The sequence below is a fragment of the Streptomyces sp. NPDC021096 genome (assembly GCF_040641275.1).
Classification (GTDB): Bacteria; Actinomycetota; Actinomycetes; order Streptomycetales; family Streptomycetaceae; genus Streptomyces.
In genome coordinates this window covers 346,093-360,641 of the sequence record NZ_JBFADG010000003.1, presented here as the reverse complement: position 1 = coordinate 360,641, position 14,549 = coordinate 346,093, and the positions used below count along the sequence as shown (strand labels likewise).

16 protein-coding genes are annotated in these 14,549 nt (G+C 70.6%); 13 read left to right on the top strand and 3 right to left on the bottom strand.

What is annotated here, in order from left to right; translation table 11 throughout:
* The first annotated feature begins 87 nt into the window (after positions 1-87).
* The 7 genes from infA to truA all read left to right on the top strand — a co-directional run bounded on the left by infA (position 88) and on the right by truA (position 4,225).
* Positions 88-309, top strand: coding sequence for a translation initiation factor IF-1 (gene infA / locus AB0G59_RS07995; RefSeq protein ID WP_003956442.1), 222 nt, complete (start codon positions 88-90; stop codon positions 307-309).
* A 59-nt stretch (positions 310-368) separates the two neighbouring features.
* Positions 369-482, top strand: a complete 114-nt coding sequence (gene rpmJ, locus AB0G59_RS07990; protein WP_003956441.1) for a 50S ribosomal protein L36 — start codon at positions 369-371, stop codon at positions 480-482.
* Between the two features lie 177 nt (positions 483-659).
* Positions 660-1,040, top strand: a complete 381-nt coding sequence (rpsM, locus tag AB0G59_RS07985; RefSeq protein ID WP_030368393.1) for a 30S ribosomal protein S13 — start codon at positions 660-662, stop codon at positions 1,038-1,040.
* Between the two features lie 68 nt (positions 1,041-1,108).
* Positions 1,109-1,513: a 30S ribosomal protein S11 gene (gene rpsK, locus AB0G59_RS07980; protein ID WP_003948617.1), complete on the top strand. Its 405-nt coding sequence runs from the start codon at positions 1,109-1,111 to the stop codon at positions 1,511-1,513.
* 130 nt (positions 1,514-1,643) lie between these two features.
* Positions 1,644-2,666, top strand: coding sequence for a DNA-directed RNA polymerase subunit alpha (locus tag AB0G59_RS07975; protein WP_004946635.1), 1,023 nt, complete (start codon positions 1,644-1,646; stop codon positions 2,664-2,666).
* Positions 2,667-2,828: 162 nt separating this feature from the next.
* The gene (gene rplQ / locus AB0G59_RS07970) at positions 2,829-3,293 is read left to right on the top strand and encodes a 50S ribosomal protein L17 (RefSeq protein ID WP_030368392.1); all 465 of its coding nucleotides are present in this window, start codon (positions 2,829-2,831) and stop codon (positions 3,291-3,293) included.
* A gap of 77 nt (positions 3,294-3,370) precedes the next feature.
* A complete protein-coding gene (gene truA / locus AB0G59_RS07965; protein WP_360909191.1) occupies positions 3,371-4,225 on the top strand; it encodes a tRNA pseudouridine(38-40) synthase TruA in 855 nt (284 codons plus the stop codon).
* A 49-nt stretch (positions 4,226-4,274) separates the two neighbouring features.
* Here the strand turns inward: truA and AB0G59_RS07960 are convergent, their stop codons facing one another.
* The gene (locus tag AB0G59_RS07960; protein ID WP_360909189.1) at positions 4,275-6,389 is read right to left on the bottom strand and encodes a glycosyltransferase family 4 protein; all 2,115 of its coding nucleotides are present in this window, start codon (positions 6,387-6,389) and stop codon (positions 4,275-4,277) included.
* Positions 6,390-6,617: 228 nt separating this feature from the next.
* On the opposite strand from AB0G59_RS07960, the gene AB0G59_RS07955 reads away from it, so the two are divergent.
* Complete coding sequence (locus AB0G59_RS07955) at positions 6,618-7,442, top strand: hypothetical protein (protein ID WP_360909188.1); 825 nt, start codon at positions 6,618-6,620, stop codon at positions 7,440-7,442.
* A gap of 137 nt (positions 7,443-7,579) precedes the next feature.
* Here the strand turns inward: AB0G59_RS07955 and AB0G59_RS07950 are convergent, their stop codons facing one another.
* On the bottom strand, positions 7,580-8,464 hold the full coding sequence (locus tag AB0G59_RS07950; RefSeq protein WP_360909186.1) for a hypothetical protein: 885 nt from the start codon (positions 8,462-8,464) through the stop codon (positions 7,580-7,582).
* A gap of 194 nt (positions 8,465-8,658) precedes the next feature.
* Here AB0G59_RS07950 and AB0G59_RS07945 point away from each other — a divergent pair, with 194 nt between their 5' ends.
* The 4 genes from AB0G59_RS07945 (at position 8,659) to glmM (ending at position 13,012) form a co-directional block, all read left to right on the top strand.
* Entirely contained in the window at positions 8,659-10,278 is a 1,620-nt protein-coding gene (locus AB0G59_RS07945) for an ATP-binding cassette domain-containing protein (RefSeq protein WP_071964528.1), read from the top strand.
* A 237-nt stretch (positions 10,279-10,515) separates the two neighbouring features.
* On the top strand, positions 10,516-10,962 hold the full coding sequence (gene rplM / locus AB0G59_RS07940; protein WP_071964527.1) for a 50S ribosomal protein L13: 447 nt from the start codon (positions 10,516-10,518) through the stop codon (positions 10,960-10,962).
* A 41-nt stretch (positions 10,963-11,003) separates the two neighbouring features.
* The gene (rpsI, locus tag AB0G59_RS07935) at positions 11,004-11,510 is read left to right on the top strand and encodes a 30S ribosomal protein S9 (RefSeq protein WP_071964526.1); all 507 of its coding nucleotides are present in this window, start codon (positions 11,004-11,006) and stop codon (positions 11,508-11,510) included.
* 143 nt (positions 11,511-11,653) lie between these two features.
* Complete coding sequence (gene glmM, locus AB0G59_RS07930) at positions 11,654-13,012, top strand: phosphoglucosamine mutase (RefSeq protein ID WP_360909183.1); 1,359 nt, start codon at positions 11,654-11,656, stop codon at positions 13,010-13,012.
* A 75-nt stretch (positions 13,013-13,087) separates the two neighbouring features.
* Here the strand turns inward: glmM and coaA are convergent, their stop codons facing one another.
* Positions 13,088-14,068 (bottom strand): type I pantothenate kinase, encoded by a 981-nt coding sequence (coaA, locus tag AB0G59_RS07925; protein ID WP_360909357.1) that lies wholly within the window; start codon positions 14,066-14,068, stop codon positions 13,088-13,090.
* 187 nt (positions 14,069-14,255) lie between these two features.
* Between coaA and AB0G59_RS07920 the strand changes: the two genes are divergently transcribed.
* Positions 14,256-14,540 carry a hypothetical protein gene (locus AB0G59_RS07920; protein ID WP_360909181.1) on the top strand — a complete coding sequence of 95 codons (285 nt, stop codon included), beginning with the start codon at positions 14,256-14,258 and terminating at the stop codon, positions 14,538-14,540.
* Positions 14,541-14,549 lie beyond the last annotated feature (9 nt).

The window sequence follows — 14,549 nt, the reverse complement described above, 5'->3', positions numbered from 1 at the left end:
GTAGACTGATGCGTCGGCTCTCGTGTATCCGCATGCCTGCGTGCATATGGGGGAGTCGATCAAGGTAGCCGATTCGAAAGGCGAAGCGTGGCCAAGAAGCAAGGTGCCATCGAGATCGAGGGCACCGTGATCGAGTCTCTGCCGAACGCAATGTTCAAGGTGGAGCTCCAGAACGGTCACAAGGTCCTCGCGCACATCAGCGGCAAGATGCGCATGCACTACATCCGCATCCTTCCCGATGACCGGGTCGTCGTGGAGCTGTCTCCCTACGACCTGACGCGTGGCCGGATCGTCTACCGCTACAAGTAGATCTTGTCGACGCCCCACGCTCGTGGGGTGGAGGCACTGACCCGGAGAACCTCACACCCATGAAGGTCAAGCCGAGCGTCAAGAAGATCTGCGACAAGTGCAAGGTGATCCGCCGCCACGGCCGGGTCATGGTCATCTGCGACAACCTGCGCCACAAGCAGCGCCAGGGCTGACGCAGAACCTGCACTCCGCAGTTTCTTCGCGCGACGCATAGCAATACGTACATACGCAGAGCCCGTCCAGCCCAGGCTGGCGACACCTCCGGCGGGGGCCGGGGACCCGGAACGTACCTAGTACGGCGGCCGGGAACGGCTCTGTGTCAGACCCCCGAGAACATCTGGAGCCATTGAATGGCACGCGTTTCCGGTGTTGACATCCCGCGCGACAAGCGCGTGGAGGTTGCACTCACCTACGTCTTCGGTATCGGCCGCACCCAGTCGCAGGCGACTCTCGCCGCCACCGGTGTGAACCCGAACACCCGCGTTCGTGACCTTCCCGAAGAGGACCTGGTCAAGATCCGCGAGTACGTGGACGCCAACCTCAAGACCGAGGGTGACCTCCGTCGCGAGATCCAGGCCGACATCCGCCGCAAGGTAGAGATCGGCTGCTACCAGGGTCTGCGTCACCGTCGTGGCCTGCCCGTCCACGGTCAGCGCACCAGCACGAACGCTCGTACCCGCAAGGGCCCGCGTCGCGCCATCGCCGGCAAGAAGAAGCCGGGCAAGAAGTAGTCCTCAGCGGACGCTCACCAGCGGTCTTCGCTGTAGGACCGATCACCTCCACTCCACAGGAGTAAGACATGCCCCCCAAGGGTCGTCAGGGCGCAGCCAAGAAGGTGCGTCGCAAGGAAAAGAAGAACGTCGCTCACGGCCACGCGCACATCAAGAGCACGTTCAACAACACCATCGTTTCGATCACCGACCCCACGGGCAACGTGATCTCCTGGGCCTCCGCCGGCCACGTCGGCTTCAAGGGCTCGCGCAAGTCCACCCCCTTCGCCGCGCAGATGGCCGCCGAGTCGGCTGCCCGTCGCGCGCAGGAGCACGGCATGCGCAAGGTCGACGTCTTCGTCAAGGGTCCGGGTTCCGGTCGTGAGACCGCCATCCGTTCGCTGCAGGCGACCGGCCTCGAGGTTGGCTCCATCCAGGACGTCACCCCCACCCCGCACAACGGCTGCCGTCCGCCGAAGCGCCGCCGCGTCTGACGCTGCGCCGTTCGCACGGTTGCTGCCTTGAGAGTGTGGGCGGTACGGCTCCCCGGAGCCGTACCGCCCGTACCCTTGTAGTACCTCAGGACATCAAATAGTGGGTGTCCATGACTGAAGGATTCATCGCATGCTGATCGCTCAGCGCCCCTCGCTGACCGAAGAGGTCGTCGACGAGTTCCGCTCGCGGTTCGTGATCGAGCCGCTCGAGCCGGGCTTCGGCTACACCCTCGGCAACTCCCTGCGTCGTACGCTCCTCTCCTCGATCCCGGGTGCGGCGGTCACGTCCATCCGCATCGACGGTGTCCTGCACGAGTTCACCACCGTGCCGGGCGTCAAGGAGGACGTCACCGACCTCATCCTGAACATCAAGCAGCTGGTCGTCTCCTCGGAGCACGACGAGCCGGTCGTGATGTACCTGCGCAAGCAGGGTCCGGGTCTGGTCACCGCCGCCGACATCGCCCCGCCGGCCGGTGTCGAGGTGCACAACCCCGACCTGGTCCTGGCGACCCTGAACGCCAAGGGCAAGCTGGAGATGGAGCTGACCGTCGAGCGCGGTCGCGGCTACGTCTCCGCCGTCCAGAACAAGCAGGTGGGCCAGGAGATCGGCCGTATCCCGGTCGACTCCATCTACTCGCCGGTTCTCAAGGTCACCTACAAGGTCGAGGCGACCCGAGTCGAGCAGCGCACCGACTTCGACAAGCTGATCGTCGACGTCGAGACCAAGCAGGCCATGCGCCCGCGCGACGCCATGGCGTCCGCCGGTAAGACCCTGGTCGAGCTGTTCGGTCTGGCCCGCGAGCTCAACATCGACGCCGAGGGCATCGACATGGGCCCGTCCCCGACGGACGCCGCCCTGGCCGCCGACCTGGCGCTGCCGATCGAGGAGCTCGAGCTCACCGTTCGGTCGTACAACTGCCTCAAGCGCGAGGGCATCCACTCCGTGGGTGAGCTCGTCGCCCGCTCCGAGGCCGACCTGCTCGACATCCGCAACTTCGGTGCGAAGTCGATCGACGAGGTCAAGGCGAAGCTGGCCGGCATGGGCCTGGCCCTCAAGGACAGCCCGCCCGGATTCGACCCGACCGCTGCCGCCGACGCCTTTGGTGCCGACGACGACGCGGACGCCGGTTTCGTCGAGACCGAGCAGTACTAAGAGCTCGGGCCCGACGGCTCGATCTTGGCTGCCGGCCGGTTTCGGCTGGTCGCGCAGTTCCCCGCGCCCCTTCGGGGGCGCGGGTCTTCGACGGGCGACCGCCCGCTCGGATACTGACTCCGGTACCTGATACGGCCGGGGCAGACACCTAGGAGAAACACCATGCCGCGTCCCACCAAGGGTGCCCGTCTGGGCGGCGGTGCCGCGCACGAGAAGCTGATGCTGGCGAACCTCGCCAAGTCGCTCTTCGAGCACGGCCGCATCACCACGACCGAGGCCAAGGCCCGCCGCCTGCGTCCGGTCGCCGAGCGTCTGATCACCAAGGCGAAGAAGGGCGACATCCACAACCGTCGCCAGGTGCTGCAGACGATCACGGACAAGGGCATCGTTCACGTGCTCTTCACCGAGATCGCTCCGCGCTTCGCCGAGCGTCCGGGTGGCTACACCCGCATCACCAAGATCGGTAACCGCCGTGGCGACAACGCGCCCATGGCCGTGATCGAGCTGGTCGAGGGCGAGATCGCCAAGAAGGCGACCGTTGCCGAGGCCGAGGCCGCCACCAAGCGTGCGGTCAAGGAGTCCGAGGCCGCTGCCGAGGCTCCGGCCGAGGAGTCGAAGGACGCCTGACAACGCTGATGCGTGTCAGTGACGGGCCCGCCCCTTCCGGGGGCGGGCCCGTCCCGCATTTCTGAGAGGAACACTCGGTGAGTGACGAGGTGGCGCCCGGTTTCGTCCGGGTGCGGCTGGACCTGTCGTACGACGGCAAGGACTTCTCCGGCTGGGCCAAGCAGCGTGAGGGACAGCGCACGGTCCAGGGCGAGATCGAGAGCGCGATCCGGACCGTGACGCGGTCCCAGGAGACGTACGAGCTGACGGTCGCCGGCCGTACGGACGCCGGGGTGCACGCGCGCGGCCAGGTCGCCCATGTCGATCTTCCGGTGGAGGTTTGGGCCGAGCACGAGGACAAACTGCTGCGCCGTTTGGCCGGGCGGTTGTCGCACGACGTCCGCGTGTGGCGCGTAGCCGAGGCTCCGGCCGGTTTCAACGCGCGCTTCTCGGCGATCTGGCGGCGGTACGCCTATCGCGTCGTCGACCACGTCGGGGGTGTGGACCCGCTGTTGCGCGGTCATGTCCTGTGGCACGACTGGCCGTTGGACGTCGACGCGATGAACGCGGCCGCGCGGGAGCTGGTCGGTGAGCACGACTTCGCCGCGTACTGCAAGAGGCGCGAGGGCGCGACGACGATCCGTACGCTGCAGCAGTTGAGCTGGGAGCGGGACGCGTCCGGCGTCATCACGGCCACCGTGCGGGCGGACGCCTTCTGCCACAACATGGTGCGCTCGCTGGTGGGCGCGATGCTGTTCGTCGGCGACGGGCACCGGCCGGTGGACTGGCCGGGCAAGGTGCTGCGTGCGGGTGTCCGCGATTCGGCGGTGCACGTGGTGCGGCCGCACGGGCTGACGCTCGAAGAGGTCGGCTATCCGGCGGACTCCGAGCTGGCCGCGCGGAATCTCGCGGCGCGGAACAAAAGGACGCTGCCCGGCGCGGGTTGCTGCTGAGAGACGCCGGGCGGGCTGGGAGATCCAGCCCGCCCGGCGTTTTTCCGCGTCAGGAGCTGGGTGCTGCCGCCAAGTTGACCGCCAGGTCGCTGTTCACCGTGAAGTACGGGCGGACGTCCGCGACCGACGGGTAGAGGTCGGTCTTGTTGCGGTCGACGATGTCGCCGACGAGCCGGGCGACGCGGATCGGCTTCGCGTCCGCGGCAGTTCGCAGGGCCAGGTCCCACGTCGTGGCCTCGTCGCCGGCGCGGGCCGCGCGCAGGCGCTCGTACGGGACGGTGAAGCGGAAGGTCGTGGCGTCCACGACCTCGACGTCCACGGTCACCTCGGACGCGCCCTCGCCGCGCGGGGTGCCGAGGACGACGGGGTCGCCGTCGGCGGTGAACTCCGCGCCGTGCAGGGTGCCTTCGACGGTGAACGCGTCCCCGGCCGCCCGCAGGGAGCGGGCCTCGGCGTGGGCGTCGCGCTGCCAGGCGCGCAGGGCGAGGTAGCCGTCGACGGTGGGGTAGGGCACCCACCACGTGAACGGGGCGCCCGGCAGCGGCTCCAGGTCCACCAGCCCGCGGCCCTCGGCGAGGTGCGACACCACGCGGCGGCGGGCCTTGTCCTCGGCCCGTACGACGTGCAGGTCCCAACGGCCTTCGCCCAGGCGCAGTTCGGCGCGCTTGAGCACCGCCGTGTACGGGCCCTTCCCGTCGGCGGGGGCGTGCAGCGGCACCTCGACGGGCTTGCCCTCCTTGCGGCGGGTGACGGTCAGGGACAGCTTGTCGCCGCTGATGCCCTTGCGCTCGACGGAGACGAGGACGTCGCCGTGGGCGTCGACGCGGCAGGAGGCGACCGGCCGCAGCGGCTTGCGGACGACGATGTCCTTGATGACCTTCTTCACCGGCGGCTCGGCCGGCTTGGCCACGCGGCGGCGCAGCGGCCGGACGATCCTGCCGACCGTGCGGCGCAGCCGCTTGGCCAGGGGCACGGGCCGCGGTGCGGGCGCCGCGGCGGGCGCGGGCTCTTCGGTGGTGGTGCGGGGGCCGCCGAGGCTGTCGATGAGTTCGAGGTAGGCGTCGGCGATGCGCTCGGGGGCGTAGCGCTGTGCGGAGACGCGGGCGGCGGCGCCCATGGTGCGGCGCAGCTCGTCGTCCTCGATGAGCTTGAGCAGGCCCTTGGCGATGGCGTCGCTGTCGCCGACGGGGACGAGCAGGCCGTCCTCGCCGTCGGTGATGATCTCGCCGGGGCCGTGCGGGCAGTCGGTGGCGACGACGGGGACGCCGCAGCCCATGGCCTCGACGATCGTCATGCCGAAGGACTCCTCGCGGGAGGTCACGGCGGCGATGGAGCCCTTGGCCCACTCGGTCTCGATGGGGGAGTGGGCGCCCATGAGCGTGACGGCCTCGTTGAGGCCGAGGGTGTCGATCTGGGTGCGCAGCTTGGCCAGTTCGGGGCCGCGGCCGTAGATGCGCAGCTTCCAGTCGGGACGGGTGGCGGCGACGGTCTCCCAGGCCCTGACCAGCAGGTCGTAGCGCTTGACGGGGATGAGCCGGCCCGCGGCGACGACGAGCTTGGCGCTGCCGTCGGAGGGCTCGACCTCGGACGGGGGGCAGCCGTTGGGCAGGCAGACGATGGTGGTCTTGACGTCGGGGAAGCGTTCCCGGTGGGTGTTCGCGTCCGCTTCGGAGACCGTGGTGTGCGCGTCGAGGTGGGGGATGGACGCGTCCTGGTAGGCGCGGATGGTCGGCTCGTGGGTGCCGTAGATCCGGTGTTCCTGGCCGATGCGCAGGTAGCGGTCCTGGCCGAACTCGGCGAGGTACATCACCAGGCCGGGGCGGGTGGCGACGACGACGTCGGCGTCGGTCTGCGCGAGGTGTTCGGCGACCCGCTGGTCGGTGAGCGCGCTGAAGTGGGCGCCCTTCGCCTCCACGGGCGGCACGTACTGGCTGTCCTGGGTGAGCAGCGGGTGATCGCGGTCGGCGCCCTTCTCGGCGCGCTGGTCGATGAGGTTGACCAGCTTGACCTTGCGGTGCAGGGGGAGCCGGGGCTTCTCGCCGCTTCTGATGGTGGACACGATCTCCACGTCGTGCCGGGCGGCGAGGGCGCTCGCGACGTTGAACGTGGAGCGGATGGTGCCGCCGATGCCGTAGGCGTTCTGCAAAAGGAAAGAGATCTTCATGGCGGTGTGTGCGCGACGCGCCGGGGGCGTCGCGTCCGTCCTTCCCCCTGGCCTGGGTGGTGTCCGGGTCTTCCCTTGCTGATCGGCCCGTCGGTTCTGTGTGATCCGAACCGCCGGTTGAGACCGTTGGGAGGGATTTCAGTTGCCTGCGCAGCCTACATTGTGGCTTGGGTCACGTCGCAAGAAGGTGTGGAGGTACCGCTCGGTGGGCGCTGGGAGGCGGGAAGCGTGAGGGCGAAGGTGGCGGTGGCGGTGTTCTCGGCGATCGCGGTGCTGGGGGCGGTGGCCGGCTGCGGGTTCGGTGGTGCCGGCGGCGGAGAGGGTGGGGAGGGGGAGGACAAGGACGAGAACCGGGTGGTGCGGGCGGTCGGCCCCGATCAGCTGAGGCATGTGGAGCTGGGGGCGAGAGAGGTGCCCGGTTTCGTGGTGGAGAGAGGCTCGCCGGCGACCGCCGGGCACGGGCTGCCCAGCACCGACAGCGAGGCCTGCCGGCCCCTGGTGACGGCGCTGGGCTCGCAGCCGCAGCCCGCGCCCGTGGGTTCGGTGGTCGAGACCTTCGCCGCCACCACGGAGAAGGGCTTCCAGGGGCTGCTGGGCACGATCAGGGTCTCGGCGTACGAGGGTGACGGCGCGCGGAGCACGCTGCGGGCGCTGCGGTCGGCGGCGCGGGACTGTGCGGGCGGTTTCCGGATGAAGACCGGCGAGGGCCAGCCGCAGCGGTTCGAGGAGGTGCGTACGCTTCCGGCGCCGGGGCTGGGCGACGAGGCGATGGCGTACCGCCTGGTGAACGCGGCGGAGAGGGCGCCGAGCCTGGTCACGGTCGTACGGACCGGGTCGGCCCTGTCGATGTTCTTCGCGACGCACCTGTCCGACCCGGGGGCCGTGGAGGTCCCGGAGCGGCTGGTGGCGGCGCAGGTCGCGAAGGTGGAGCGGCTCCAGCGGGCGGAGCGGCCGCCGACCGCGCCGCCCCCGCAGGCGGGCCCGCCCGAGGGTGCCGAGGGCGCCGAGGACGGCGAGGCGGACGACGGCGAGGGCGCGGAGAGTACGGAGTAGTCCGGGCGGGGCGGCGTCCTCGGCCCGTGTGCCCGGCGTCATGACGGCCGGGGCCGCGATCGCGGTGATCGGCCGCCGGGCGGCAGCCTGCCCCGCCGGGCGGGGTGCGGGCCCCGCCCGGGTGGGCGCCGGTCCCGTCAGTCCTTGGGGGACGCGGAGCCGGACGGCTTGGCCGAGGGCTTGGCGGAGGGCTTGGGGGAGGCGGCGGCCGTGGCCTGGGCGTTGGCGCGGTACATGATGCGGCGGAAGGTGTAGCCCGCGACGTCCCGGCCGGCCTGCAGCGCCTTGGTGTCGTCGGCGGGGACGGCGTTGCCGTTGGTGTAGCCGGCCACGGTGAAGTAGGCGTAGCGGCCCTCGGCGTTCGCGGTCAGCCGGCAGGCGGTGGCGCGGCAGAAGGCGGGCCCGTCGTCGCCGGACAGGGCGGTGACGTTTCCGGTGGCCTGCGCCTTCGCCTTGTCGGCGGCGGCCTTGTCGGCGAAGACGGCGACGCCGACGGTGACGGCGACGCCGTCGCGCTCGTACGTGGAGCGCATCAGCTTCTTGCAGCCGTTGTCGGCGAGGACCTGGCCGAGGCCGCCCTGGGTGGCGGAGGCGCAGTCGTCGGTGGTGTCGGTGGCGACCCGCTTGTAGGTGCGCTTGTCCAGCACCGGCTTGGAGTGCGGGAAGAGCGTCTTGGTGGACAGGGGCGCCTTGTCCTTCTCCTCGCTGGAGATGAACTCGCGCGGGTTGGGCGGGGCCACCTGGGAGAAGCTCGGCTCGGGGGCGCCGGCCGAGGCGCTGGGCAGCTTCTCGGCGGCGGGCAGGGCCTTGTCGCCCTTGCCCGAGGTCATGACGGCCGTGGCGACGATCGCGGCGACCGCGCCGGTCGCCAGCACCCCGCCGCCGAGCAGCAGCCATTTGCGGCGCCGGCCGCGGGCTTCGGCGTCCGCGGCGAGCCGTCCCCAGTCCGGGGTGGCTCCCTGGCCGGGTATTCCGGGTATCTGCTGCTGCCAGGGCCCTGCCGGGCCCGCGCCCGGAGGCATCTGCGGAGGCAGCTGAGGCGCGTGGGGCGCCTGCGGTGGCTGAGATGTGTGTGGCGCCTGGGGCGGCGGCGGGCCCCACGGCGGCGTGGACGGCTGATCCCCCGGGGCCCCGTGCGGCCCTCCCTGCCCAAAGCTCATGGCGTGCATCGTAAACCGGTTGGGTCCATGCCCCGGGAGCGGTGAGAATTCACCGCATGGGACACGTAGAAGCGGCACATCTGGAGTACTTCCTCCCGGACGGGAGGGCACTGCTCGGCGATGTGTCCTTCCGGGTGGGGGAGGGGGCGGCGGTCGCCCTGGTCGGGGCCAACGGCGCGGGCAAGACCACGCTGCTGCGGCTGATCGCGGGGGAGCTGCAGCCGCACGGCGGCTCCGTCACGGTCACGGGCGGCCTCGGCGTGATGCCGCAGTTCGTGGGGTCCGTACGGGACGACCGTACGGTGCGCGACCTGCTGCTCACGGTCGCCCAGCCGCGCATCCGCCAGGCGGCCGCGGCCGTCGACGCGGCCGAGCACGCGATCATGACCGTGGACGACGAGGCCGCGCAGATGGCCTACGCCCAGGCCCTGTCCGACTGGGCCGAGGCCCGTGGCTACGAGGCCGAGACCGTGTGGGACATGTGCACCATGGCCGCGCTCGGCGTCCCCTACGAGCAGGCCCAGTGGCGCCAGGTGCGCACCCTCTCCGGCGGTGAGCAGAAGCGCCTGGTCCTGGAGTCGCTGCTGCGCGGCACGGACGAGGTGCTGCTGCTGGACGAGCCGGACAACTATCTGGACGTCCCCGGCAAGCGCTGGCTGGAGGAGAAGCTGCGCGAGACGAAGAAGACCGTGCTCTTCGTCTCCCACGACCGCGAGCTGCTGGCCCGCTCCGCCGAGAAGATCATCAGCGTCGAGCCCGGCCCCGCCGGCAGCGACGTATGGGTGCACGGCGGCGGCTTCGGCACGTACCACGAGGCCCGCAAGGAGCGCTTCGCCCGCTTCGAGGAACTGCGCCGGCGCTGGGACGAGAAGCACGCCCAGCTGAAGAAGCTGGTGATCAACCTCCGGCAGGCCGCCGCGGTCAGCCATGAGATGGCCTCGCGCTACGCCGCGGCCCAGACCCGGCTGAAGAAGTTCGAGGAGGCCGGCCCGCCGCCGGAGCCGCCGCGCGAGCAGGACATCCGGATGCGGCTGCGCGGCGGCCGGACCGGGGTGCGGGCGCTGACCTGCGAGGGGCTGGAGCTCACGGGCCTGATGAAGCCGTTCGACCTGGAGGTCTTCTACGGCGAGCGGGTCGCGGTGCTGGGCAGCAACGGCTCGGGCAAGTCCCACTTCCTGCGGCTGCTGGCGGGGGAGGACGTCTCCCACACCGGCGCCTGGAAGCTGGGCGCGCGCGTCGTGCCGGGCCACTTCGCCCAGACCCACGCCCACCCGGAGCTGATGGGCCGCACGCTGGTGGACATCCTGTGGACCGAGCACGCCAAGGACCGCGGCGGTGCGATGTCCGTGCTGCGCCGCTACGAACTGGAGAGGCAGGGCGACCAGCCCTTCGAGAAGCTCTCGGGCGGCCAGCAGGCACGCTTCCAGATCCTTCTGCTGGAGCTGGCCGGCACCACGGCGCTGCTGCTGGACGAGCCGACCGACAACCTGGACCTGGAGAGCGCGGAGGCGCTTCAGGAGGGGCTGGAGGCGTATGAGGGGACGGTGCTGGCGGTGACGCACGACCGGTGGTTCGCTCGTGCGTTCGACCGGTTTGTGGTCTTCGGTGCGGACGGGCGGCTCCGGGAGGTCCCGGAGCCGGTGTGGGACGAGGCGCGGGTAGCCCGTCAGCGCTAGGCCGCGGCGGCCGGTGGGACCATGTTTTGACCCGGCAGGTGGGCGCCCGGTACTCTACGAGTTCGTTATGCGTATTGGCTTGGTCGTTCTCACGCGAGGGGCCCTTACGCTTGTCCACCGGGCTGATTGCCAGCGGTCGGCACGCGGGTTGCGTCCCCGTTGTGCGGCCAGGGCTGTGTGATCGTCCCGTGTGGACCGTGTCAGGACCCACTCACTGAAGAAGCGAAGGCTACGACCGTGCGTACGTACAGCCCCAAGCCCGGCGATGTCACGCGCCAGTGGCACATCATCGACGCGCAGGACGTCGTCCTGGGCCGTCTGGCCTCTCAGGCTGCCTCCCTGCTGCGCGGCAAGCACAAGCCCGTGTACGCCCCGCACATGGACATGGGTGACTTCGTCGTCATCATCAACGCCGACAAGGTGCACCTGTCCGGCAACAAGAAGACCCAGAAGATGGCGTACCGCCACTCTGGCTTCCCGGGTGGTCTGCGCTCCGTCCGTTACGACGAGCTGCTCGACAAGAACCCCGAGAAGGCCGTCGAGAAGGCGATCAAGGGCATGCTGCCCAAGAACTCCCTCGGCCGTCAGATGCTCTCGAAGCTGAAGGTCTACTCGGGCGACCAGCACCCGCACGCCGCCCAGCAGCCGGTGCCGTTCGAGATCACCCAGGTCAAGCAGGGCTAAGTCCCGGCCACCGCCGAACCAGAAAGTATCTGAGGAGAATCGTGGCTGAGACCACCGCCGAGATGCCGCTCGACGAGGGCGTCGAGGAGTACACCACCGAGACCGAGGTTGTTGAGTCGGAGTACACCTCCGAGTCCCTCGCGTCCCGCTTTGGCGACCCGCAGCCGGCTGCCGGCCTGGGCCGTCGCAAGAACGCCATTGCCCGCGTCCGGATCGTTCCGGGCTCCGGCAAGTGGAAGATCAACGGTCGCACCCTTGAGGACTACTTCCCCAACAAGGTGCACCAGCAGGAAGTCAACGAGCCCTTCAAGGTGCTCGAGCTCGACGACCGCTACGACGTCATTGCCCGCATCTCGGGTGGCGGCGTCTCCGGCCAGGCCGGCGCCCTGCGCCTCGGTGTGGCCCGCGCGCTGAACGAGGCGGACGTGGACAACAACCGCGGCCCGCTGAAGAAGGCCGGCTTCCTGAGCCGCGACGACCGTGCGGTCGAGCGCAAGAAGGCCGGTCTGAAGAAGGCCCGCAAGGCTCCGCAGTACAGCAAGCGCTAATCACGCGGCTTCGCTGCACTGCCCGAACGCCCCGGCGGCACGATCCGTGCCGCCGGGGCGTTCGGCCATTACCGGTCAGGACTTGGTACGAATGTTCGGGGCCCGCGCCTGGCGGCCCCACCCCGCTTTTTCGGAGGACACCTGTGGGACGACTCTTCGGTACGGACGGTGTGCGCGGCGTCGCCAACGCGGATCTGACGGCGGAGCTCGCGCTCGGCCTGTCGGTCGCCGCGGCGCATGTGCTCGCCGAGGCGGGTACGTTCGAGGGCCATCGCCCCGTGGCCGTGGTGGGCCGCGACCCGCGTGCGTCCGGTGAGTTCCTGGAGGCCGCCGTGGTGGCCGGCCTGGCCAGCGCGGGTGTGGACGTCCTGCGGGTCGGCGTGCTGCCGACGCCGGCCGTCGCCTACCTGACGGGCGTCCTCGGCGCGGACCTCGGCGTGATGCTCTCCGCCAGCCACAACGCCATGCCCGACAACGGCATCAAGTTCTTCGCCCGCGGCGGCCACAAGCTCGCCGACGAGCTCGAGGACCGCATCGAGCAGACCTACCGCGCCCACGCCTCCGGCGAGCCCTGGGACCGGCCCACCGGTGCCGGCGTCGGCCGGGTCCGCGACTACGACCAGGGCTTCGACAACTACGTCGCCCACCTGATCGGCGTCCTGCCCAACCGCCTCGACGGCCTCAAGGTCGTCATCGACGGCGCCCACGGCGCCGCGGCCCGCGTCTCCCCCGAGGCCTTCGCCCGCGCCGGCGCCGAGGTCGTCACCATCGGCACCGAGCCCGACGGCCTCAACATCAACCACGAGTGCGGCTCCACCCACCTGGACAAGCTGCGCACCGCCGTCGTCGAGCACGGCGCCGACCTGGGCGTCGCCCACGACGGCGACGCCGACCGCTGCCTGGCCGTGGACGCCAAGGGCAACGAGATCGACGGCGACCAGATCCTCGCCGTGCTGGCGCTCGCCATGCGCGACGCGGACTCGCTGCGCAAGAACACCGTCGTCGCCACCGTGATGTCCAACCTGGGCTTCAAGCTGGCGATGGAGCGCGAGGGCGTCCAGCTCGTCCAGACCGCGGTCGGCGACCGCTACGTCCTGGAGGAGATGAAGGCCAACGGCTTCGCCCTGGGCGGCGAGCAGTCCGGCCACGTCATCGTCCTGGACCACGCCACGACCGGCGACGGCACCCTGACCGGCCTGATGCTGGCCGCGCGCGTCGCCGCCACGGGCCGCTCGCTGGCCGACCTGGCCGCCGTCATGGAGCGCCTGCCGCAGGTCCTCATCAACGTCCGCGACGTCGACAAGTCCCGCGTGGGCTCCTCCACGGAGCTCGCCACGGCCGTCAACGCCGCCGAGGCCGAGCTGGGCTCCACGGGCCGGGTGCTGCTGCGCTCGTCCGGCACCGAGCCGCTGGTGCGGGTCATGGTGGAGGCCGCCGACATCGAGCAGGCGCGCGCGGTGGCGCAGCGTCTGGCGGACGTCGTGAAGTCGGCGCTGGGCTAGGCGCCCGCAGCCGCACGTCGCGCGCTCCCCGTCCGGAGGTTCTCCGGGCGGGGAGCGCGTGCGTTCGGGGCAGGGTCAGAGCTTGCGCAGCGAGAGCCGCTGCACCTTGTGGTCGGGGCCCTTGCGCAGGATGAGGTTCGAGCGGCCCCGCGTGGGCGCCACGTTCTCCAGGAGGTTCGGCAGGTTGATCGTGCGCCAGTTGCGGCGGGCGTAGTCCAGCGCCTCCTCCTCCGAGACCTGGGTGTACTGGCGGAAGTAGGAGTCGGGGTCGTGGAAGGCCGTGGCGCGCAGCTTCCTGAACCGGTCGTAGTACCAGCGCTCGATGTCCTCGGCGCGCGCGTCGACGTAGACGCTGAAGTCGAAGAAGTCGACGAGCCCGACGCGGGTGCGGCCGTCCTTGCCCGGGAGGGCGGGCTGCAGGACGTTGAGGCCCTCGATGATCAGGATGTCCGGGCGGTGCACGGTCAGCCGCTCGCCGGGCACGATGTCGTAGATGAGGTGGGAGTAGACGGGCGCGGAGACCTCGTCCTTGCCGGCCTTCACATCCGCGACGAAGCGGGTGAGGGCCCGCCGGTCGTACGACTCGGGGAAACCCTTCCGCGACATCAGGCCGCGCCGCTGCAGCTCGGCGTTGGGCAGCAGGAAGCCGTCCGTGGTGACCAGCTCGACGCGCGGGTGCTCGGGCCAGCGGGCCAGCAGGGCCTGCAGCAGCCGGGCCGTGGTGGACTTGCCGACCGCGACGCTGCCGGCGACCCCTATGACGAACGGCGTGCCGCGCTGGGCGCCCTTCTCGCCGAGCTTCTCCCCGAGGAAGGTGTTCAGCGTGCCGCGCAGGCTGCCGGTCGCGCCCACGTAGAGGTTGAGCAGCCGGGACAGCGGCAGATAGATGTCCCGGACCTCGTCGAGGTCGATGACGTCGCCGAGCCCGCGCAGCCGCTCGACCTCCTCGGCGGTCAGCGGCAGGGGGGTGTTCTCGCGCAGCGGGCTCCACTCCGCGCGAGTGAGGTCCACGAACGGGGACGAGTCTGCGCGGCGACGCTGCTGCGGCTGCTCCATGGTGGTCGGCACGGGCCCATTGTGCGCGCGTGCGGGACGGGGGGATGACTTCGGGGTGCCGTTTGGGCAGTGACGCAAGGGAGCCGGGAGGTCCCAGTGGGTGAAGTTCTCTCCCGGGGTCTGTACCTACTCGCGAGTCAGTACTACGTTCCTGCCCCCGGTCCGCACGACGCGAGGGGCCTGATCCATGTTCGTATTCCTTCTGGTGCTCCGACTCGCCAAACGGCGCGTACGCCGCCTCGTGCGCCGTGGCGGCCCGCCCGCGGCCTACCGGGCCTCCCGCACCGCCCGCGTCGACTTCGCCGGGCAGGTCTGCGGGGACCTCGCCGCGGAGCTGCCCGACGAGGACCTGGGGCAGGACCTCGACGACTGCCTCGACCGCTACGTTCTCGGCAGCAAACCGCGCTGCGAGGAGGTCGAGTACCTCGAGCTGGTCCAGGAGGCCATCGACCGGATCGAGCGCGGGCGTTGACCCCGGGGC